The organism is Corallococcus sp. BB11-1 (assembly GCF_026626625.1).
Taxonomy (GTDB): Bacteria; Myxococcota; Myxococcia; order Myxococcales; family Myxococcaceae; genus Corallococcus; species Corallococcus soli.
This window is the reverse complement of sequence record NZ_JAPNJY010000043.1, coordinates 28,807-52,766: the sequence shown is the minus strand read 5'-3', so window position 1 is coordinate 52,766 and position 23,960 is coordinate 28,807. Positions and strand designations below refer to the sequence as shown.

General features: G+C 71.9%; 1 protein-coding gene (running past one end of the window). It reads right to left on the bottom strand.

What is annotated here, in order from left to right; translation table 11 throughout:
- Positions 1 to 23,852: the 5' portion of a non-ribosomal peptide synthase/polyketide synthase gene (locus OV207_RS36330; RefSeq protein ID WP_267559678.1), read on the bottom strand. Its footprint begins 8,440 nt before the window's first position; only the first 23,852 of its 32,292 coding nucleotides appear in the window; the start codon lies at positions 23,850 to 23,852; the stop codon falls past the left edge of the window.
- Positions 23,853 to 23,960 lie beyond the last annotated feature (108 nt).

The window sequence follows — 23,960 nt, the reverse complement described above, 5'->3', positions numbered from 1 at the left end:
AGGAAGCCATTGTCGCGTGCGAGGCGCACGATGCCCCGGTGCGGCACGCTGACGCCCTTCGGGCGCCCGGTGCTCCCCGAGGTGAACATCACGTAGGCCAGCGCCTCCGCAGGCATCCTCACGTCCAGGGGGCTGGCGGGCTGCTTCGCGATCCGCTCCGCGTCCTCGTCCAGCAGCACGAGCAGCCCCGCCACCACCGGCAGGCTGTCCGCCAACGCGTCCTGCGTGACGAGCACGCTGACGCCGGCCTCCTGGAGGATCCAGGTGATGCGCTCGGCGGGCTCCCGGGCCTCGATGGCGACGTAGGCGGCGCCGGCCTTGAGGATGCCCAGCAATGCGGTGATGAGCTCCGGTGAACGCTCCACGCACAGCCCCACCCGATCGCCCGGCCTGACGCCGGCCCCGCGCAGATGGTGCGCGAGCCGGTTCGACGCCGCGTCCAACTCCGCGTAGGTGAGTGTCCGGGAGCCGGCCTTCAAGGCGACGGTGTCCGGCGTGCGCGCGGCCTGCTCGGTGAAGAGGGCCGGCACCGAGGCGTCGCGCAGGTACTCGCGAGCCGTGCCGCTCCAGTCGACCAGGAGGCGGCGGTGCTCCTCGGGCGTGAGCAGGGACAGGCGCGACAGGCGCGTCCCTGGTGCTCGGATGGCCTCCGCCACCAGCAGCTCCAGCCGCTGGACCATGCTGGCCACGGTGCGCGGGTTGAAGAGGGACGTGTTGTAGACCAGCGCGCCGGAATACCCCTCCGGGCCTCGGGTTAGCAGCAACTGCAGATCGAAGTGGATGACGGTGGGGGAATCCTCCAGCGGACGCAGCGACAACCCCGGCAGCCGCAGCTCCGGCATCGGGGTGTTCTGGAGGGTGAACGTCACCTGGAAGAGAGGCGTGCGGCCTGCATCCCGTTCGGGCTGCAACACCTCCACCAGCTTCTCGAACGGGACGTCCTGGTGCTCCTGGGCGCCCAGCGTCGTGGCGCGCACCTGGGCCAGCAGCTCCTGGAACGTGAGTGCCTCGTCGAAGCGCGCACGCAGCACCAGCGTGTTGACGAAGAAGCCGATGAGGCCCTCCGTCTCCGCATGACGCCGGTTCGCGATGGGCGAGCCCACCAGCACGTCATCCTGCCCCGAGTACTTGTGCAGCAACGTCTGGAAGGCCGCCAGCCACACCATGAACGGCGTGGCTCCCTCCCGCCTGGCCAGGGACTCCACCTGATCGCTCAGGCCGCGCGGCATCTGCACCGGCACTGTCGCGGCGCGCTGGGTGGGGACGGCGCTCCGGGGCTTGTCCGTGGGCAGCTCCAGGACTCCAGAGGCTCCGGCCAACGAGTTCTTCCACCAGGAGAGCTGTGCCTCCAGCGTCTCTCCCTGGAGCCAGCCGCGCTGCCACACGGCGTAGTCCGCGTACTGCACCGGCAGCTCTGGCAGGACGGGGGCATGGCCCTGGAGCGACGCTCCGTAGAGGGCGGTGACCTCGCGGACCAGGACACCCATGGACCAGCCGTCGGACACGATGTGATGCAGGTGCAGCACCAGTTGGTGCTCTTCCGCGCCGAGCTTCAGCAGCAGGGCGCGCATCAGCGGCCCTTCGCCCAGGTTGAACGGGCGGTGTGCCTCTTCCAGCCGCAGCCGCAGGGCCTCCGCCTCCGCGTCCTGCCTGCCCGTCAGATCCACCGCGTTGAACGGCACGCGGAGGTCCGCGTGGATGACCTGGACAGGCTGGCCCCCCTCCGAGTGGAAGGTGGTGCGCAGCGCTTCGTGCCGCGCCATCAGCGCATCAAGGCTTCCGCGCAGGGCTTCCACGTCCAGCGTGCCGTTGAGAAGCAGGCCGATGGGGATGTTGTAGAGGCTGCTGCCCGGCTCCAACTGGTCGATGAACCACAGCCGCTGCTGCGCGAACGACAGCGGCGGGGCGCTCGTGCGGTTCGCACGGATGAGGGGTGCGGCGCTCGCCTTCGGGACGATGGGGCCCACGCGTGCGGCGAGGGCGGCCACCGTGGGGGCGGTGAACAGCTCGCCCAACGGAAGCTCGATGCCCAGGGTGGCCCGGATGCGCGCCACCGCCTGCGTGGCCAGCAGCGAGTGGCCGCCCAGCTCGAAGAAGTTGTCGTGGCGTCCCACCTGGGGAACACGCAACAGCTCCGCCCACATCTCGGCGAGGGCCACCTCCGTGGGCGTCACGGGGGCTTCGTAGACGCTCGTCGTGGGCTGCGCGACGTCCAGCGCCAGCAGCGCCTTGCGGTCCACCTTCCCATTGGGCGTCAGCGGCAGCGCCTCACGCGGCACCAGCGCCGACGGCAGCATGTACTCCGGCAGTCGCTGTGCCAGGAAGCCGCGCAGCGCTCCCACTTCCAGCTCCGGGTTCGCGACGAACCAGGCGATGAGCCGCTTATCGCCCGGCGTCTCCTCGCGCACCAGGGCCACGGCCTCCCGCACGTCCGGGTGCGCCAGCAGCGCGGCTTCCACTTCCGCCAACTCGATGCGGTAGCCGCGCACCTTCACCTGGGCGTCCATGCGACCCAGGAACTCCATCACCCCGTCCGGCCTCCACCGCGCCACGTCTCCGGTGCGGTAGAGGCGCTCACCCGGCGTGGTGGCGAAGGGGTTCGGGACGAAGCGCTCAGCGGTGAGGTCTGGCCGTGCGAGGTAGCCGCGTGCGAGGCCGTCACCGCCGATGAACAACTCGCCGGAGACGCCCGGGGGCACCGGCTGGCCGTGCTTGTCCAGCACGTAGAGCTGCGTGGCGTTGATGGGCCGACCGATGGGGATGGAGGTGCCCACCTGCGTTCCCTCCGTCATGCGGTGCGTGGAGGCGAAGAGGGTGGTCTCCGTCGGGCCGTAGCAAGCCGTGACGGGGATGCCCAACTCCTGCACCACTCGGCGCACTTGCGGCGCTGGCACGACGTCGCCGCCCGTGAGGATCTGCCTCACGCCCTTGAGCGCTTCGGGCCTCAGGTCCACCACCTGGACGAAGAGGCCCGCGGTCAGGTGCAGCGTGGTGACGCCATGCTTCTGAAGGGTGTGCTCCAGCAGCTCCAGATCCGAGGGCGAGCTGGCCGGGAAGACGACGAGCCGACCACCAAAGAGCAGCGGGCCCCAGATCTCCAGAGTCGACGCGTCGAAGGAGACGGGCGCGATGAGCAGGAACGTCTCATCCGGGCCCAGCTTCGCGTACGGCGCATGGTGCAACAGGCGCAGCACGCCCCGGTGCTCCACGGCTACGCCCTTGGGGCGCCCGGTGCTTCCGGACGTGAAGTCCACGTAGGCCAAGTGACGCGCGTGCGTCCCCGCTTCCACGGGTGACGTGGGCTCCTCCTCCAGGCTCAGCTCCTCCATGAAGAGGCAGGGCAGGGCGTCGTCCACGGACAGCTTCGCGCGCACGTCCCGCGTGGTGAGCAGCAGCTTCGGCGGTGCGTCCTCCAGCATCGCGGCCAGTCGCTGCGCCGGGTACGTCGCGTCCAGCGGCAGGTACGCGCCACCGGCCTTCAGGATGGCCAGCAGCGAGACGATCAGCTCCACCGAGCGCTCCAGGCACACGGCCACGAGGACGTCCGGGCCCACGCCGTGCTTGCGCAGCAGGTGCGCTCCCTGGTTCGTGCGCGCGTCCAGCTCCGCGTACGTCAGCCGCGTGTCCCCGAACTCCAGTGCCACCGCGTCCGGACGGAGCGCGGCCTGTGCCATGAAGAGGTCCTGGATGCTCGCGTCGCGCGGGTACTCGCCGCCCGTCGCGTTCCACTCCACCAGCACCTGCCGGCGCTCCGTCTCCGTGAGCAGCGGGATCTGTTCCAGCGGCGCTCCGGGTTCGGAGACGAGCGCTCCGACCAACCGCTCCAGGTGGCGGGCCATCCTCGTGGCGGAGGCAGGCTCGAAGAGGGCCGTGCGGTAGTACAGCGCGCCCTCGTAGCCCTCCGGGTTGCGGAGCAGCGACAGCTCCACGTCGAAGCGGCTGGTTCCCGAGGCCACCTCCAGCGGCCGTATCGCCACGCCGGGCAGTGCCAGCTCTGGGAGCGGCGCGTTCTGGAGCGCGAAGAGGGCCTGGAAGAACGGCGTGCGTCCCAGGTCCCGTTCGGGCTGCAACGCCTCCACCAGCTTCTCGAACGGGACATCCTGGTGCTCCTGGGCGCCCAGCATCGTGGCGCGCACCTGGGCCAGCAGCTCCTGGAACGAGTGCGCCCTGTCGAAGCGTGCACGAAGGACCAGCGTGTTGACGAAGAAGCCGATGAGGCCCTCCGTCTCCGCATGACGCCGGTTCGCGATGGGCGAGCCCACCAGCACGTCATCCTGCCCCGAGTACTTGTGCAGCAACGTCTGGAAGGCCGCCAGCCACACCATGAACGGTGTGACGTTCTCCCGCTTCGCCAGGGCCTCCACCTGCTCACTCAGGGGCCGTGGGATGCGCACCGCCACCGACGCGCCCTCGGGCGTGATGACCGGGGGACGGGGCTTGTCGGTGGGCAGCTCCAGGATCCCGGAGGCTCCCGCAAGCGAGTCCTTCCACCACTTGAGCTGCGCTTCCAGCGTCTCGCCCTGGAGCCAGTCGCGCTGCCACACCGCGTAGTCCGCGTACTGCATGGGCAGCGCTGGCAGGACGGGGGCCTGGCCCTGGAGCAACGCCACGTAGAGGGCGGTGACCTCACGGACCAGGACGCCCAGGGACCAACCGTCGGACACGATGTGGTGCGTGTTCAGCACCAGCTGGTGCTCCTTCGCGCCGAGCTTCAGCAGCAGGGCGCGCATCAGCGGCCCCTCACTCAAGCTGAACGGGCGGCGTGCCTCTTCCAGCCGCAGCCGCTGGGCCTCCGCCTCCGCGTCCTGCCTGCCCGTCAGGTCCACCATCTCGAACGGCACGCGGAGGTCCGCGTGGATGACCTGGACGGGCTGGCCCTCTTCCGAGTGGAAGGTGGTGCGCAGCGCTTCGTGCCGCGCCATCAGCGCATCGAGGCTTCCGCGCAGGGCTTCCACATCCAGCGCGCCACTGAACGTCAGGCCGAGGGGGATGTTGTAGAGGCTGCTGCCCGGCTCCAACTGATCGATGAACCACAGCCGCTGCTGCGCGAACGACAGCGGCGAGGCGCTCGTGCGGTTCGCACGGATGAGGGGGGCGGCGCTCGCCTTCGGGACGATGCGGCCCAACCGGGCGGCGAGGACGGCCACCGTGGGGGCGGTGAACAGATCACCCAGCGGAAGCTCGATGCCCAGGGTGGTCCGGATGCGAGCCACCACCTGCGTGGCCAACAGCGAGTGACCGCCCAGCTCGAAGAAGTTGTCGTGGCGTCCCACCTGCGGGACGCGCAACAGCTCCGCCCAGATGCCCGCCAGCATGACCTCCGTGGGCGTCACGGGGGCTTCGTAGGTGCTCGATGCCTGCTGCGCGACCTCCATCGCCAGCAGCGCCTTGCGGTCCACCTTGCCATTGGGCGTCAGCGGCAGCGCTTCACTCGGCACCAACGCTGACGGCAGCATGTACTCCGGCAGTCGCTGCGCCAGGAAGCCGCGCAGCGCGGCCACTTCCAGCTCCGGGTTCGCGACGAACCAGGCGGTGAGCCGCTTGTCGCCGGGCGTCTCTTCTCGCACCATGACCACGGCTTCCCGCACTTCCGGGTGCGCCAGCAGCGCGGCTTCCACTTCGGCCAACTCGATGCGGTAGCCGCGCACCTTCACCTGCGCGTCTGCTCGGCCCAGGAACTCCAGCACCCCGTCCGGCTTCCACCGCGTCACGTCCCCGGTCCGATAGAGGCGTTCTCCGGGCGTGGTGGCGAAGGGGTTCGGGACGAAGCGCTCGGCCGTCAGGTTCGGGCGCGACAGATAGCCACGCGCGAGGCCGTCACCGCCGATGAACAACTCGCCGGAGACGCCCGGGGGCACCGGCTGGCCGTGCTTGTCCAGCACGTAGAGCTGCGTGGCGTTGATGGGCCGACCGATGGGGATGGAGGTGCCTACCTGGGTTCCGTCCGTCATGCGGTGCGTGGAGGCGAAGACGGTGGTCTCCGTCGGGCCGTAGCAGGCCGTGACGGGGATGCCCAACTCCTGCACCACGCGACGAACATGCGGGGCGGAGACGACGTCGCCGCCCGTGAGGACCTGCCGCACCCCCTTGAGGGCTTCGGGCCTCAGGTCCACCATCTGGGCGAAGAGGCCCGCGGTCAGGTGCAGCGTGGTGACGCCATGCTTCTGGAGCGTGTGCTCCAGCAGCTCCAGGTCCGAGGGCGAGCTGGCCGGGAAGACGACGAGACGCCCACCAAAGAGCAACGGACCCCAGATCTCCAGAGTCGACGCGTCGAAGGAGACGGGCGCGATGAGCAGGAACGTCTCGTCCGGGCCCAGCTTCGCGTACGGCGCGTGGTGCAACAGGCGCAGCACGCCCCGGTGCTCCACGGCCACGCCCTTGGGGCGGCCCGTGCTTCCGGACGTGAAGTCCACGTAGGCCAGGTGACTCGGATGCGTACCCGCTTCCACGGGTGACGTGGGCTGGTCCTCCAGTCGCAGCTCCTCCACGAAGAGGGACGGCAGGGCGTCGTCCACGGGCAGGGCCGCACGGATCGCGCGCGTGGTGAGCAGCAGCTTCGGCGGTGCGTCCTCCAGCATCGCGGCCAGCCGCTGCGCCGGGTACGCCGCGTCCAGCGGCAGGTACGCGCCACCGGCCTTCAGGATGGCCAGCAGCGAGACAACCAACTCGATGGAGCGCTCCAGGCACACGGCCACGAGGACGTCCGGGCCCACGCCGTGCTTGCGCAGCAGGTGCGCCCCCTGGTTCGTGCGCGCGTCCAGCTCCGCGTACGTCAGCCGCGTGTCCCCGAACTCCAGCGCCACGGCGCCCGGACGGAGCGCGGCCTGCGCCATGAAGAGGTCCTGGATGCTCGCGTCGCGCGGGTACTCGCCGCCCGTCGCGTTCCACTCCACCAGCAGCTGCTTCCGCTCCGCCTCACCCATCAAGGGCAGGTGCGCGAGCGGCGCTCCGGGTTTGGAGACCAGCGCCCCGAGCAGCACCTCCAGGTGGCGGATCATGCGAGCCACCGTGGCGGACTCGAAGAGGGCCGTGCGGTAGAGCAGCACGCCCTCGAAGCCTCCCGGGTTGCGGAACAGCGATAGCTCCAGATCGAAGCGGGTGCTTGCCGAGTCCGTATCCAGCACCCTCATGGTCACGCCGGACAGGGTCAGCGCCGGCAGCGGCGCGTTCTGGAGCGCGAAGAGGACCTGGAAGAACGGCGTGCGGCTCAGGTCGCGTGCCGGATGCAGCTCCTCCACCAGCTTCTCGAACGGGACGTCCTGGTGATCCTGCGCGCCCAGCGTCGTGGTGCGCACCTGGGCCAGCAGCTCCCGGAACGTGCGCACCTCGTCGAAGCGGGTGCGCAGCACCAGCGTGTTGACGAAGAAGCCGATGAGGCCCTCCGTCTCCGCGTGATGGCGGTTCGCGACGGGCGAGCCCACCAGCACGTCGTCCTGACCGGAGTACCGGTGCAGCAACGTCTGGAGGGCCGCCAGCCACACCATGAACGGCGTGACGTTCTCCCGCCTCGCGAAGGCCTCCACCTGCTCACTCAGGGCCAGGGGGATGCGCACCTGCATCGTCGCGCCCTCCGACGTGAGGACGGTGGGACGGGGCTTGTCCGTGGGCAGCTCCAGGATCCCGGAGGCTCCGGCCAGCGTGTCCTTCCACCAGGACAGCTGTGACTCCAGCCTCTGTCCCTGGAGCCAGTCGCGCTGCCACAGCGCGAAGTCCGCGTACTGCACGCGCAGCGCTGGCAGGGCAGGGGTCCGGCCGTGGTGGAAGGCCAGATAGAAGGCGTTGATTTCACGCACCAGCACGCCCAGGGACCAGCCGTCGGACACGATGTGGTGCGTGTTCAGCATCAACTGGTGCTCTTCGGCGCCAAGCTTCAGCAGGAGGGCGCGCATCAGCGGCCCTTCACTCAAGCTGAACGGGCGACGGGCTTCTTCCGTCCGCAGCCGCTGGGCCTCCGCCTGCCGCGACGTCGCATCCCGCACGTCCGTCAGGTCCACCATGTCGAACGGCACGCGGAGGTCCGCGTGGATGACCTGGATGGGCTTCCCGTCCTTCGCGTGGAACGTGGTGCGCAGCGCTTCATGCCGCGCCATCAACGCATCAAGGCTCGCGCGCAGGGCCCCTACGTCCAGCGCGCCGCTGAACGTCAGGCCGACGGGGATGTTGTAGAGGCTGCTGCCCGGCTCCAGTTGGTCGATGAACCACAGCCGCTGCTGCGCGAACGACAGCGGCAGCGCGTCGGGCCGCTTCGCTCGGACCAGTGCGTTCGGTGCCGGTGCGGCGCCATTGACGCCCCCGAGCGAGTCGATCAGCACGGCGAGCGCCGCGATCGTGGCCCTCTCGAAGAATGCGCGGAGGGGCAGCTCCACCCCGAACTGGTTCCTCAGGCGGGCCATCACCCCCATGGCCAGCAGGGACTGGCCGCCGAGGTCGAAGAAGTTGTCGTGGCGCCCCACCTGGGGGACGCGCAACAGCTCCGCCCACATCTCGGCCAGGGCCACCTCCGTGGGCGTCACGGGGGCTTCGTAGACGCTCATCGCGGGCTGCGCGACGTCCAGCGCAAGCAGCGCCTTGCGATCCACCTTGCCAATGGGGGTCAGCGGCAGCGCCTCACGCGGCACCAGCGCTGACGGCAGCATGTACTCCGGCAGTCGCTGCGCCAGGAAGCCTCGCAGCGCGCCCACTTCCAGCTCCGGGTTCGCGACGAACCAGGCGATGAGCCGCTTGTCGCCCGGAGTTTCCTCGCGGACCAGGGCCACGGCTTCCCGCACGTCCGGGTGCGCCAGCAACGCGGCTTCCACTTCCGGCAGCTCGATGCGGTAGCCGCGCACCTTCACCTGCGCGTCTGCTCGGCCTACGAACTCCAGCACTCCGTCCGGCTTCCACCGCACCACGTCTCCGGTGCGGTAGAGGCGCTCACCCTGAGTGGTGGCGAAGGGGTTCGGGACGAAGCGCTCGGCCGTCAGGTTCGGGCGCGACACGTAGCCGCGCGCGAGCCCGTCACCGCCGATGAACAGCTCGCCAGAGACGCCCGGGGGCACCGGCTGGCCGTGCCTGTCCAGCACGTAGAACTGCGTGGCGTTGATGGGCCGACCGATGGGGATGGAGGTACCCACCTGGGCCACTTCCATCATGCGGTGCGCAGAGGCGAAGACGGTGGTCTCCGTCGGGCCGTAGCAAGCCGTGACGGGGATGCCCAACTCCTGCACCACGCGACGGACATGGGAGGCGGAGACGACGTCGCCGCCCGTGAGGACCTGCCGCACGCCCTTGAGGGCTTCGAGCTTCAGGTCCACCACCTGGACGAAGAAGCCCACCGTCAGCCACAGCGTGGTGACGCCATGCCGCTGGATCGTGCTGGCCAGCAGCTCCAGGTCCGAGGGCGAGCTGGCCGGGAAGACGACCAGGCGCCCACCAAAGAGCAGCGGGCCCCAGACCTCGAACGTGGAGGCGTCGAAGGAGATGGGCGCGATGAGCAGGAACGTCTCATCCGGACCCAACTTCGCGTACGGCGCGTGGTGCAGAAGGCGCAGCACGCCCCGGTGCTCCACGGCGACGCCCTTGGGGCGCCCGGTGCTTCCGGACGTGAAGTCCACGTAGGCCAGGTGACGCGCGTGCGTCCCCGAGTGCACGGGCGTCGTGGGCTGGTCCTCCAGGCTCAGCTCCTCCACGAAGAGGCAGGGCAGGGCATCGTCCACGGCCAGCTTCGCGCGCACCTCTCGCGTGGTGAGCAGCAGCTTCGGCGGTGCGTCCTCCAGCATCGCGGCCAGCCGCTGCGCCGGATACGTCGCGTCCAATGGCAGGTACGCGCCGCCGGCCTTGAGGATGGCCAGCAGGGCGACGATCAGCTCCACCGAGCGATCCAGGCACACCGCCACGAGGACGTCCGGTCCCACGCCGTGGCTTCGCAGCAGGTGCGCTCCCTGGTTCGTGCGCGCGTCCAGCTCCGCGTACGTCAGCCGCGTGTCCCCGAACTCCAGCGCCACGGCATCAGGACGGAGCGCGGCCTGTGCCATGAAGAGGTCCTGGATGCTCGCTTCGCGCGGGTACTCGCCGCCCGTCGCGTTCCACTCCACCAACGCCTGCCTGCGCTCCGCCTCGCCCATCAGGGGCAGGCGCGCGAGCGGCGCCTCTGGATTCGCGGTGACCTGCCGCGCGAGCTCCAGGAGGTGCTCCGCCATCCGAGCCACGGTCGCCTCGTCGAAGAGGGCGGTGGCGTACTCGAAGCGGCAGGTGATGCCCGCGCGGTTCTCCCAGATCTCCAAGGCCAGGTCGAACTTGGACGTGTCCGTGGAGATGTCCACGGGGGTCAGCTCCAGCGACGGCAGCTGGGCCTTGGCCTCCGGCGTGTTGAGGACGTTGAGGACGACCTGGTACAGCGGCGTGCGGCTCAGGTCGCGCGGGAGGCTCAGCGTGTCCAGGATGCGCTCGAACGGCGCGTCCTGGCGCGCGTAGGCCTCCAGTGCCTGGGTGCGCACCCGGCCCAGCAGCTCACCGAAGGACGGCATCCCCTCCAGCCGCGTGCGGAAGGCCAGCGTGTTGACGAAGCAGCCGATCAGCCCTTCCACCTCGGGGCGCGTGCGGCCCGCGATGGGGGTGCCCACCACGAAGTCCTCCTGCCCCGCGTAGCGCGACAGCAGCGTCTGGAAGAGCGCCATCATCACCATGAACGACGTGGCGCCCTGACGGCGGCCGAGCGCCAGCAGCGGCTCCGCCACGTCGGCCGGGAGCTGGAAGCGATACAGTGCGCCCGCGAAGGACTGCATCGCCGGACGCGGCCTGTCCGTGGGCAGCTCCAGCGTGGGCGCCCCGCGCAGTTGCTGCTTCCACCACGCGACCTGCTCCTCCATGACGGCGCCTTCCAGCCACGCCCGCTGCCACACCGCGTAGTCGGCGTACTGCACCGGCAGCGGCGGCAGGGGGGACGGCAGGCCCGCGTTGAAGCTCGCGTAGAGCACCGTGAGTTCGCGCGCGAGCACCATCGTGCACCACGCGTCGGACACCGCGTGGTGGAGCACCAGCGCCAGCACATGCACCTGCGGCTCCACGCGCACGAGCCACGCGCGGAGGACGACCTTCTCCAGGTCGAAGGGGAGGGTGATGAACCCCTGGCACAGCCGCACCATCTCCGCTTCGCGGGCCTCGGGGGTGTCCCCGGTCGCCTCCACCAACGGCAGGGGCAGGCCCCGCGCCGGGTGGACGAGCTGCACCGCGCGGTCGTTGCGCAGGGCGTACGTCGTGCGCAGCACCTCGTGCCGGTCCACCAGCGTGTCCAGCGCCGCCTGGAGCGCCGCGGTGTCCAGTTCGCCCGTGAGGCGGAAGGTGGACGCGTTGTTGTACGCGCTGCTCGAAGGATCCAACTGCTGGAGATACCAGAGCCGCTGCTGCGCGAACGACAGCGGCGGCGGCGGGTTCCTGGCGGCCTTCGGGATGGGCGGCGGCCCGTTGGGAACGGCCGAGGCCACCCCGGGGCGCGCGGGCGCCTCCGTGCGCGGACGCGCCGCGGGCAGGCGCAGCGTCACCGGCTCCACCCGACCATCCGCGCGCAGCCGCGCATGGCGGCCCGTGCGGAACAGCCGCGCGGACCCTTCCAGCGGATGCGGGACCCAGCGTTGCCGCGCCTCCTCCTCGGCCCTCCACAGGCCACCGGGGAGCCCGGCCCCGGACAGGGCCAGCTCTCCCACCACGCCCACGGGGACGGGCTGGCCGGCAGCGTCCAACACCCAGGCCTGGAGGCTGGACGGGACGCGCTCGTCCGGCGAGCGGGGCAGGAGCGCTCCGTCGCCGCTGCCTCCGGACAGGAGCACCTCCACGCCCGCGGCACGGTGCAGCGCCGAGGCCAGCTCCGCCGATGCGTCCTCCAGCACCAGCGCGCCCACCGCGCCCAGCGACCCACGGGCCCCGGGCAGGTCGGCCAGCGAGCGCGCGAGCCGGGCCGAGGCGTGCATCAGCACCGCGCCGGACTGACGCGCCAGCGCGAGCAGCCCCTCCACGCCCTGTTCGCCCTCCACCAGCACCTGCTCCTGGCGGGCGGCGCCCTCCGCGTCCAGCCGTTCGCGCACCGTGGCCAGCCGGCGCAGGCCCTCCAACACCACCGGGGTCTCCAGGCCGAAGTCGAGCAGCGCCGCGACTTCGTCCACGTCCGCTTCGCGCACCTCGCGCAGACGGGCCAGCCCGCTCTCCACCGTGCCGATGAGGCCCGTCGTCTTCGCGTGGTGCTCGAACGTGTGCTCCAGCAGCGCGTTGATGTCGTCCGGGGACAGTTTGCTGATCTCTCCCTGGTAGCCCTGCGCCAGCAGCAGGGACGTGGAGATGTCCGCCGAGCTGCGGAAGTAGTCGAGCAGCGGCTGGCGCACCGTGCGCAGCACCTCCTGCTCCTCGTCACCCAGGTACGTGTGCAGCATGCAGGTGATGTGGCCCCGGCCCGGGTGGCCGTTGCGGCGCCACGCGTCGCGGTAGAGGGCCACCTTCGACTTCAGCTCCTCCAGCGAGTGCGACATCAGGCCCGTGAGCACGCCCGCGCCCAGCTCGCCCGCCAGCCGGAAGGTCTCCGGGTTCACCGTGGCGGTGAGCCACACCGGCAGCTCCTTCTGCACCGGCTTGGGCCGCAGCGACAGCTCCACCGTCGTGCCCGCGCCGGCAGGGCGGGTCACCTTCTCGCCGCGCCACAGCGCGCGCAGCGTCTTGAGGTTCTGGAGGAGGATGTCGCGCCGGTTCTCGTAGTTGGCCGGCGCGAAGGTGAAGTCGTGGACGTGCCAGCCCGTGGCCACCGACAGGCCCACGCGGCCCTGCGACACGTTGTCCACCACGGACCACTGTTCCGCGATGAGCAGCGGATCATGCAGCGGCAACACCACGCTGCCAGAGCGCAGGCGCAGGTTCTTCGTGACGGCGGCGAGCGCGGCGGAGATCACCGCCGGCTGCGGGTAGAGGCCACCGAAGGAGTGGAAGTGCCGCTCCGGCGTCCACACGGCGGAGAAGCCGTTCGCGTCCGCGAACTTCGCGCCCTCCAGCAGCAGTTCGTACTTGGGCCCGGTGATCGAGTCCTCGTCGTTGGCGAAGTAGATGAGGCTCAGGTCCATCGCCTTCGCGCGAGGACCGCCGCCGTGCAGGTTCACCAGCCGCGCCGTGACCTGCTCCGGTGGGAACACCACGCGCAGGCCTCGGGACAGCGCCCAGAGCGCCTCCAGGTCCGGCCGGTCCGGCGCGGACTCGCCCGCGGCCAGCCACGCGCTGCCCTCCGTGGGGGACAGCCGCGCATCCAGACCGACGAAGAACTCCGCCAGCTCCTGATGGGCCAGCGCCCACGCGGGCTGTCCCGCGCCCCGGGGCAGCAGCCACGCCAGCGCGCCCGCGTTCGCGGCCTCCTCGCGCGTGCTCGCGGGCTCCTCGGACGAGAGGACGTCTTCCACGTACAGCACGCGCGACGCCTCCACGCGCACGGAGGTGACGAGGTCGCGCGAGGTGACGAGCACCGGCACGCGGGCGCCTTCGGGCGCGTAGCCCGGCAGGCCGCCCAGGTCGGAGGGCCCCAGCGCCACGCCCGCGCCGCCGGCCTCCAGCACGCCCCAGAGCGCGGCCAGCTTCTCCGGTGAGGGACGCAGGCTCACGGCCACGGGCGTCCCATCCCCCACGCCGAGCGACTTCAGCCGCGAGGCCAGGGTGCCTGCCCGGGCGCCCAGTTGGGCCCAGGTCCAGTGCGCGTCGCCTCGGGAGACCGCGACGGTGTCCGCCTGACGCGCGCGCCGGTGCGCGAGGAGCGCGGGCACGGACGGGGAGCCGGACAGGGCGCGGGGGTGCGGCCACGCGCGCCGCTCCGCCTCCGTGGCCAGCGGCAGGTGGGACACCTGGGTGTCGGGGTCGGCGAGCGCGGCCGACAGCAGCACCTGGAGGTGCTCCATCAGGCGCTTCGCGGTGCCCGTGTCGAAGAGCTCCGTCGCGTACTCCAGCGCGCCGTGGAGGCGGCCGGCGGACTCGAAGAGCACCAGCGTCAGGTCCGACAGCGTGGCGCCCCACTGCACGGGCGTGTCAGGCACCTCCACCAGCGAGCCACGCAGGCCGGTGAGCTCCAGCGTCGTCGCGCCCGCGCTGGCGCCGGAGTGGAAGACGAACACGGAGTCGGCCATGCGCCCCTTGCCGATGTCCTTGCCCGGGATGAGCGCTTCGACCAGGTACTCGAAGGGGACGTCTGGCCGTTCCTGGGCGTCGTTCACCTCTTCGCGAATCTGCGCGAGCATGTCGCGGAAGGTCGGGGTGCCCACGAAGCGGGTGCGGAAGGCGGCCGAGTGCGCCACGTAGCCGATGAGCGGGAACAGCTCCGGCCGGGTGCGGTTCGCGATGGGCGTGCCGACGATGAGGTCCGACTGACCGCTGTAGCGGTGCAGCAGCGTCTGCCACGCCGCGAGCACGGTCATGTAGCCGGTGAAGCCCTCGCGTCGCGCGAAGGCGGACAGCTCCCGGGCGAGCGTCTCCGGGAAGTCCACGGCCAGCCGCGCGGAGGTGAGCGGGCTGGTCGCGGGCCGGGGGCGGTCCGTGGGCAAATCAATCTGCCGGGGCATGGCGGCCAGCCGCTGACGCCACCACTGCTCCTGTTCGGGCAGGCGCGCCTCCGCGATGCTCTGGCGCTGCCACGCGCCGAAGTCCGCGTACTGGAGGGGCAGCGGGGGCAGGGGAGACGGACGCCCCTGGAGGAAGGCGTCGTAGAGCTGGCCCAGCTCCTGGACGAAGAGCGCGATGGAGATCGTGTCGCAGACGATGTGGTGGATGCCGGCCACCAGCAGGTGGTGCCGGGCCTCCAGGCGCACGAGCGTCGCGCGCATCACGGGGCCGTGGACCAGGTCGAACGGCTTCGCCGCGTCCTCGCGGGCGAAGCGCAGGGCTTCGGCTTCGCGCGTCTCCGGTGGGCCGTGGAGCTCCACGCGCGTGAGCGGGACGCGCATCGTGGCGTGGAAGCGCTGCACGGGGCGGCCGTCCACCCCGTCGTACGTGGTGCGCAGGGCTTCGTGGCGCTGGACGATCTCCTGGATGCCGCGCTCCAGCACATCCGCGTCCACGACGCCTTCGAGCCGCAGGACGAACGGGATGGTGTACGCGGACAGCCCGGGCAGGTGCTGCTCCAGGCGCCAGACGCGCTCCTGCACGAAGGACAGGGGCAGCACCTCCGTGCGAGGCCGGCGCACCAGGGGCAGCTCGATGGAGACGGGGGCCTGGGGGGCCTGGAGCAGCAGCGGCTCCAGGCGCTGGGCGATGCCCGCGATGGTGGGGGCTTCAAAGAGCGCGGCCAGCGGCAACTGCACGCCGAACGTGTCCCGAAGCTGGTTGAGGAGCTGCGCGGCCGTCAGCGAGTTGCCGCCGATTTCGAGGAAGTTGTCGTCGCGGCCGACGAAGTCCATGCCCAGGCGCTCGCGCCACAGCGCGGCCACACGCTCTTCCAGCTCGCCGCGCGGTGCGTCCTCACGGCCCGGGGGAACGGGGGCGGGGACCACGGCGGCGGAGGCCGTGTGCGCGGTGAGGCCCGGCATCAGGGGACGCACGCCGGCCGTGGGCACCGAGGACGGTGCATCGACACCACCGGCACCCGTTGTCGCGAAGCCCGTGGGAGCAGGGGACGGTGCCTGCGATCCCCCTGCGAGGGTCGAGGCAATGCCCGTGGGCACCGAGGACGGCGCCTGCGCCGTACCCGTGCCGTTCGCGGAGACCGACCGCGCGTCCTCCACCATTCCGGCGCCCGCGGGGGTCGTCCCGGGCACCTGGGCGCTCACGCCCGGCGCCTGGACGGCACGCTGTCCCGGGGCCATGAAGTGGTTCGGCAGGGCGCGGGCGCGCGGCTCCACCCATGCGGCCTTCTCCTGGAACACGTACGTCGGCAGGCGCAAGCGCAGGCGCTGTTCGTGCGCGTAGAGCGCGGTCCAGTCCACCCGGACGCCCGCCGTCCACAGCTCGCCCATGGCCTGGAGCCAGGACTGCTGCTCCGTCGTCGTCCCGCCCCGGCGCAGCGACGCCAGCGCTCGGACGCGGTCGCCGTCCTTGGACAGGTTCGAGCGGACCAGCGGCGTCAGGTCCTGCCCGGGCCCCACCTCCAGCAGCACCGCGCAGCCCTCTTCCTGGAGCGCGCCCACCGCGTCGCTGAAGCGCACCGGCTGGCGCATCTGCTCCGCCCAGTACTCCGGCGCCGTGAGCTGTCCGGGCCGATCCACCGTGCCGGTGAGGCCGGACACGTACCGCACCGTCGGCTCCGAACGCCGCAGGGAGGCCACCACCCGCGCCAGCTCCGGCATCAGCGGCTCCACGTCCGCCGAGTGGAACGCGTGCGGCGCGGGCATGCGCACCGCCCCCGCCTTGCGCTGGCGCAGCTCCGCCTCCAGCGCCTCCACCGCGTCCACGGGACCGGACACCACGCACCGGTCCGGTGCGTTGATCGCCGCGATCGACAGCCGCTCCGACAGCAGTGGCAGCACCTGCGCCTGGGGCAGCGCCACCGCGAGCATCGCCCCCGGAGGCAGGTGGTGCATCCGCTCGCCTCGCGCGACCGCGAGGCGCAGCGCGTCCTCCACGGACAGCACGCCCGCGACACACGCCGCCGCGTACTCACCGAAGCTGTGCCCCAGCACCGCGTGCGGCGTCACCCCCAGGTCCCTCCACAGCCAGGCCAGGGACACCTGCACGCTGAACAGCGCGGGCAGCGCCACCCGCGTGTCCGCCAGGTCCGCCGCGGCCTCCGCCTCCGTGCCAGCCGGGGGCGCCAGCAGCTTCGACACCCGCTCGCGCAGCGGCGCCTCCAGCAAGGCGAGGCACGCGTCCAGGTGCGCGCGGAAGCCCGGCACCGCGCCGGCCAGCTCGCGGCCCATGGCGACCTGCTGCGCGCCCTGACCGGAGAACACGAACGCCACGCGCGGCTCGCGCGGCGGGCCCTTCACCGCCGCCACCGGCTTGCGCAGCTGCTTCGCCAGGTCCTCCACGTCCTTCGCCACCAGCGCCATGCGGAACTCGAACACCTTGCGGCCCAGCGCGTGCGTGAAGGCCAGGTCCGCCAGGGACTGGCCCTCCATCCCGGAGAGCAGGTGCGCCTCCAACCGCCGCGTCGCCGCCTCCAGCGCTTCGGGCGTGCGCGCCGACAGCAGGACCAACTGGTGGGAGCGCGACGTGGGGCCGCTCCGCCGTGGGGGTGCTTCCCCGAGGACGGCGTGGGCATTGGTGCCACCGATGCCGAACGAGCTGACCGCGGCGAAGCGGGGCTTCTCGCTCCGGGGCCACGGCCGCAGGGCGGTGTTGACGAAGAACGGGCCCGCCGCGAAGTCGATCTGCGGGTTGGGCTGCTCGAAGTGGAGGCTGGGCGGGATCTCCCCGTGGTGCAGCGACAGCGCGGCCTTCATCAGGCCCGCCAGGCCCGCGGCCGTGTCCAGGTGGCCGATGTTCGTCTTCAGCGACGCCAGCGCGATGGTGCCCTGGTGCTCCGGCCCCAGGCCATACGCGCGCGTCAGCGCCGCCACTTCAATCGGGTCCCCCAGCGGCGTCGCTGTGCCGTGGGTCTCCACGTAGCCGATGGACTCCGGTGACACGCCCGCGTTGGCCAGGGCCTGCGTCACCACGGCGGCCTGTCCCCGCACGCTGGGCGCGGTGAAGCCGGACTTGTGCAGGCCGTCGTTGTTGAGCGCCGAGCCCCGGATGACGGCGTAGATGGCGTCGCCATCCCGCACCGCGTCCTCCAGGCGCTTGAGCACCACCGCGCCCACGCCGTTGCCGGACAGCGTGCCCTTCGCCTTCGCGTCGAACGCGCGGCAGTGGCCGTCCGGGGAGAAGATGAGCCCCTCCTGGTGCACGTAGCCCGTGCGCTGCGGCACCGCGAGCCGGGTGGCGCCCGCGAGCGCCACGTCGGATTCGCCGCCCCGGAGGCTCTTGCAGGCCAGGTGCACCGCGACGAGGCCCGTGGAGCACGCGGTGTAGAGCAGCGTGCTCTCACCCGTCAGGCCCAGCTTGAAGGACGTCTTCGTCGCCAGGCTCTCGTGCGTGGCGGTGCCCTGAAGCTCCAGGAAGGACGCCGCGTCCAGCGGCATCGCCTGGCGCACGGCCTCCGCGTAGCCGGACGCGCTGGCCCCCGCGTACAGCGCGATGGCGCCGGGGAAGCGCTCCGGATCCAGGCCCGCGTCCTCCAGCGCGGTCCACGCCGTCTGGAGGAACAGGCGCTGCTGCGGATCCGTGAACTGGGCCTCCCGCAGGGACATGTTGAAGAAGGCATGGTCGAACTGCTCCACGCCCTCCAGGACGCCAGCGGCCGGGACGAACGCCGGGTGGTGCCACAGCTCCAGCCCCTCCGGCAGGCCGGGCATGTGCTCCAGCTCCTCCTGGGCGAAGTGGGTGATGGACTCCACGCCCCCACGCAGGTTCTGCCAGAAGTCCGCCACCGTCTTCGCACCGGGGAAGCGGCCCGCCATGCCGATGATGGCGATGGCCCCGGAGGAGGCATGGGCCTTCGGTGCCGTCTCACGGGGCGCGGGGACGCTGGTGGCCCCCGGGCCCTGGGACTCGCGCTCCAGCCGCTGGGCGAGCGACTCCACCGTGGGGTGCTCGAACAGCCACACCACGGGCACGTCGTGGCCCAGCTCCTCGCTCAGGCGCGCGGCGATGCGCACCACGGACAGCGACGTGCCGCCCAGGTCGTCGAAGAGGTGGTCGTGCACGCCCACCCGGTCGGTGGACAGCTCACGGGCCCACACGGGGGCGATCCGCTGCTCCAGCGGGTGGGTGGGCTCCACGAAGCGATCCTCCCGTCCGGTGGACGCGGCGTCCGGCGCGGGCAGGGCCTTCCTGTCCACCTTGCCGCTGGGGTTCAGGGGCAGGGTGGGCAGCATCACGAACACCGACGGCACCATGTACTCCGGCAGCCGCTGCCGCAGCGCCTCGCGCATCCGCGCCGGCTCCAGCGTCCGCCCCGCACGCGGCATCGCGTAGACGACGAGCCGCTTGTCGCCGGGCACGTCCTCGCGCACCACCGCCGCGGCCTCCTGCACCTCGGGCTGCTCGCGCAGCGCGGCCTCCACCTCCGCCAGCTCGATGCGGAAGCCGCGCACCTTCACCTGGTGGTCGGCGCGGCCCAGGAACTCCAGCACCCCGGTGGGCAGCCAGCGGACCAGGTCTCCCGTGCGGTACAGCCGCGCGCCGGGCAGCGCGCCATGCCCATCCGGCACGAAGCGCTCGGCGGTCAGGTCCGGCCGCGACACGTAGCCCCGGGCCACGCCCTCACCGCCGAGGAACAGCTCGCCCGGCACGCCCACCGGCACCGGCTCCCGCCGCGCGTCCAGCACGTACACCGTCGTGTTGGCGAGCGGCGCGCCGATGGGCACCGAAGCGCCGACCTGCTCCGGCCGCTCCACCGTGAAGGTGGTGGCGACCACCGAGCACTCGGTGGGGCCGTAGGCGTTGGTGAAGGGCCTGCCCAGCGACTCCACCGCCCGGCGGACGTGCGGCACGGAGACGATGTCGCCGCCCGCGTGCAGCTCCCGCAGCCGCCCCAGGAGCCGCGGCCGGTGCTCCATCAACTGCGAGAAGAGGCCGGACGGCAGGTGCGCGAAGGTGACGCCGTGGCGCTCCACCACGCGCGCGAGCGTGTCCATGTCTCCCGCCGGTGCCTGACCGGGGAAGACGACGAGCCGGCCGCCGTGAAGCAGCGGCGTCCACAGCTCCAGCACAGAGCCGTCAAAGGACACGGGCGCGAAGAGCAGGCCCGTGTCGTGCGCGCCGTAGCGCGTGTACGGCGCCGAGTGCACGAGCCGCAGCAGGCCGCGCTGCTCGATGCCCACGCCCTTGGGCCGGCCGCCGCTGCCGGAGGTGAAGATGACGTAGGCCAGGTGGCGCGGCCCCACGTCGACTTCGGGCGCGGTGTCGGGCTGGCCTTCGCACGCCAGCTCCTCCACGAAGAGGCAGGGCAGGGACGCGTCGGGCAGGTGCAGCCGTCCGCGCAGCTCGCGCGTGGTGAGCAGCAGGCGCGGCCGGGAGTCCTCCAGCATGAAGCCCAGCCGCTGCGCGGGGTAGGACGCATCCAGCGGCACGTAGGCGCCGCCCGCCTTGAGGATGGCGAGCACCGTGACGACGAAGCCCACGGAGCGCTCCAGGCACAGCGCCACCGGGACGTCCGGCCCCACGCCATGGGCGCGGAGCACGTGCGCGAGCTGGTTGGCCCGCGCGTCGAGCCCGGCGTACGTCAGCCGCTCATCCCCGTCCTCCACGGCGATGGACTCCGGGTGCCGCGCGGCCTGGAGCGCGAATTGTGCCGCGACGGTGCTGTCGGCGGGGAAGGGGCGGGTGGTGTCGTTCCACGCGACGAGCACCTGCTCGCGCTCGTCGGACGTGAGCCAGGGCAGCCGGAAGACGGGGGCGTCGGGCGCCTCGACCGCGGCGGCCAGCAGCACGCGCAGGTGCCCGGCCAGCCGGGTCGCGGTGCCCGCGTCGAACAGGTCGGTGGCGTACTCCAGCCAGCCCTCGAAGCCCCGAGCGGATTCGGCCAGCGACAGCGTCAGGTCGAACATGGCCGTGCCGGTGTGCACGTCCAGCAGTCGCGACTGGAGGCCCGGCAGCGACGGCGGGTCCACCTGCGCGCCCTGGAGGTTGAACATCACCTGGAACAGCGGCGTGTGTCCGCGATCGCGCGGAGGCTTGAGGGCCTCGACGACCTTCTCGAAGGGCACGTCCTGGTGCGCGTACGCGCCCAGCGCCGTCTCCCGCACCCGTCCCAGCAGCTCCCGGAAGGTGGGCTCGCCGGACAGCCGGGTGCGCATCACCAGCGCGTTGACGAAGAAGCCCACCAGGCCCTGGAGTTCCGCGCGGCTCCGGCCCGCGGTGGCCGTGCCCACGCTGACGTCGTCCTGCCCCGCGCGGCGCGCGAGCATCGTCTGGAAGGCCGCGAGCAGCACCATGAAGGGCGTCACGCCCTCACGCACCGCCAGCGCCCGCACCGAGTCCGCGAGTCCGGCCTCCAGCACCACGGGCACCCGCGCGCCCGCCGTTCCCCGAGCCGCGGGGCGCGGCCGATCCGTGGCCAGCTCCAACAGCCGGGGCGCACCGGCGAGCTGCTGGCGCCAGTAGTCCAGATGGGATTCCAGCCGGGCCCCGTCCATCCATTCGCGCTGCCAGTCGGAATAGTCGGCGTAGCCCAGCGGCGGCGCGGGCAGGGGCGACGGTCGGCCTTCGAGCCGCGCCGCGTAGAGCGCGGGCAGCTCGCGCACCAGCACCGCCATGGAGGTGGCGTCGGACACGGTGTGGTGCATGACCAGCACCAGGACGTGCGTGCGTGCATCCAGCGTGAGGAGCGTGGCGCGCACCAGCGGGCCCCGCGCCAGCTCGAACGGGCGGCGGGCCTCTTCGTGGGCCAGACGGGAGGCTTCGGCCTCGCGTTCTTCGGCCGGCAGGGACTCCAGCGACACGCGCGCGAGCGTCAGCGCCAGGTCCGGAGCGATGACCTGTGACGGCCTTCCATGCACCTGCCGGAAGGAGGTCCTCAGCGCTTCATGGCGGGCCGCCAGCGCCGCGAGGCTGCCCTCCAGCGCGGCCACGTCCAGCGCGCCCTCCAGCCGCACCGCCGCGGGCAGGTTGTAGGTCGCGTCTCCCGGAGCGTAACGGTCCAGGAACCACAGGCCGGCCTGGGCGAAGGACACCTCCCGCGCGCCCTCCACGCTCCGACGGCGCGGAGCGCCAGGCCCCGGGGCCGCTTCCTCCCGGAGGGCCACCAGCCGCTGCGCCAGGGACGTGATGCTGGGGCCCTGGAGGAGCCACTCCATGGGGACGCTCAGCCCCGTGCCCGTGGACACCGCGTGCGCCAGCTCCACCGCGCCCAGTGAGTCCAACCCGAAGCGCGTCACCGGCGCCGAGACGTCGACCTCCTCACGGCGCATGCGCACGTGTCGGGCCACCAGGTCGCGCAGCCACGTCACCAGGTCCTGCTCGGAGCCTGGCGCCGCAGCGTCGCTCCCGAGCGCCTTCGCTTGTGTCGCGGCGTCAGCGCCGGGCAACGGACCCGTCGCCTGCTTCACGGCAGGGACCGTCGCGTCCCGCCCTGACGCGTGAGACGCCTCGGGACTGGCCGCAACGGAGGAGGGCTCCGACGAGGCCTCCTGCCACTTCCTCACCTCCTGCAGGGTTCCGGTGAGGAAGCCCGTCCGGCACGCGTACCGCTGCACCTTGCCGCTGGACGTCTTGGGCAGGCTGCCCGGCTCGATGAGCACCACCGCGTGCGCCTGCACCTCGTGCAGCTCCGCCAGCCGCTGCCGGATGGAGCCGATGGCCGCGTCCACCGCCTCGAACTGCTGGCGCAGGCTCTCCAGGCGGCGCACGTCGATCTCCTGTACGACGACCGCGCGCTCCTCACCGCCCACGTCCACCGCGAACACCGCGCTGCCTCCCGGGCGCAGCGTCGGGTGGGCCGCCTCCACCGTCAGCTCCAGATCCTGGGGATAGTGGTTGCGGCCTCGCAGGATGATGAGGTCCTTGCGCCGTCCGGTGACGTACAGCTCACCCTCCGGCCGCAGGAAGCCCAGGTCGCCCGTGCGGAGGAACGGCCCCGAGTCCTCATGCGCGATGCGCGCCTGGAACGTCTCGCGCGTCACGTCCTCGCGCCCCCAGTAGCCCCGCGCCACGCTCGGGCCGGACACCCACACCTCGCCCACCTCACCGGGCGCGCGCCGCTCCAGCGTGTCCGGATCCACGATGGCGATCCGCTGCTCCAGCAGCGTCCGGCCGCAGCCCACCAGCGTCCGCGCCCCCGGCGTGCCCGCGCCTGCTTCCTCCGCGCGGTGCCGCTCCAGCGCGCTCCCGGAGATCGTCACCGACACCGGCGGGGCCGACTTCTCGCCTCCGGAGACGATGAGCGTCCCCTCCGCCAGCCCGTAGCAGGGATAGAACGCCTCGCGCCGGAAGCCGCTCGGCCCGAAGGCCTCCACGAAGCGATCCAGCGTCTCCGGACGGATGGGCTCCGCGCCGCAGAACGCCACCTCCCAGCGGCTCAAATCCAACGCCCGTCGCTGTTCGGGCGTGCTCTTCCTCACGCACAGGTCGAACGCGAAGTTGGGGCCGCCGCTGATGGTGCCCCCGAAGCGGCTCACCGCCTCCAGCCACGCCATGGGCCGCTTGAGGAAGGCCATGGGCGACATCAGCGTCACCGGGAAGCCTCCGTGCAGCGGCTCCAGGATGCCGCCGATGAGGCCCATGTCATGGTACGGCGGCAGCCAGATGACGCCCACGCTGTCCGCCCGCGCCTGGAACGCGTGGTGGATGAGCCCCAGGTTGTGCAGCAGGTTCGCGTGCGTGAGCATCACGCCCTTGGGCGTGCCGGTGCTCCCGGACGTGTACTGGAGGAACGCCAGCGACTCGGCGCCCACGTCCTGTGGCGTGCGCCAGTCCCGCTCGCCGCCCCCCGCCAGCGCGTCCGTCGCCATCCAGCGCAGCGCTCGGAAGTCCGGCGCCTGCTCGAAGACGAAGTCCGACAGCTCCAGGATGCCCGACGTCGTGAGCACCACCGACGCCTGCGCGTCCTGGATGATGGCCCGCAGCCGGGGCAGGGTGCGCTCCAGCCGCATCGGATCCGGCGGATAGGCCGGCACCGCCACCGCGCCCGCGTACAGGCACCCGAAGAAGCCCGCCACGTAGTCCAGCCCCGGCGGGTACAGCAGCAACACGCGTTCGCCCACCGCGCCCCGCGCCTGCAACGCCGCCGCGATGCGCCGCGCTCGCGCGTCCAGTTCGAACGCGCTGAGCACCGTCTCCTCGCCTGGCTCCTCCCCCAGGAAGGTGTACAGCGGCGCGTGGGCGGAAGGCCCCACCGCGAGGTTCAACAGGACGCCAGGAAGGGTTCGCGAGAAGTCAGGCACGGTGAGCCATCCAAAGTGTCAGAAACGGAGACACTTCTTATCAGCCCTTGCGCATGAGCCTCAGGCACTCACGGTGCCACCGCGGATTGATACGTACCTGTTGTCAGC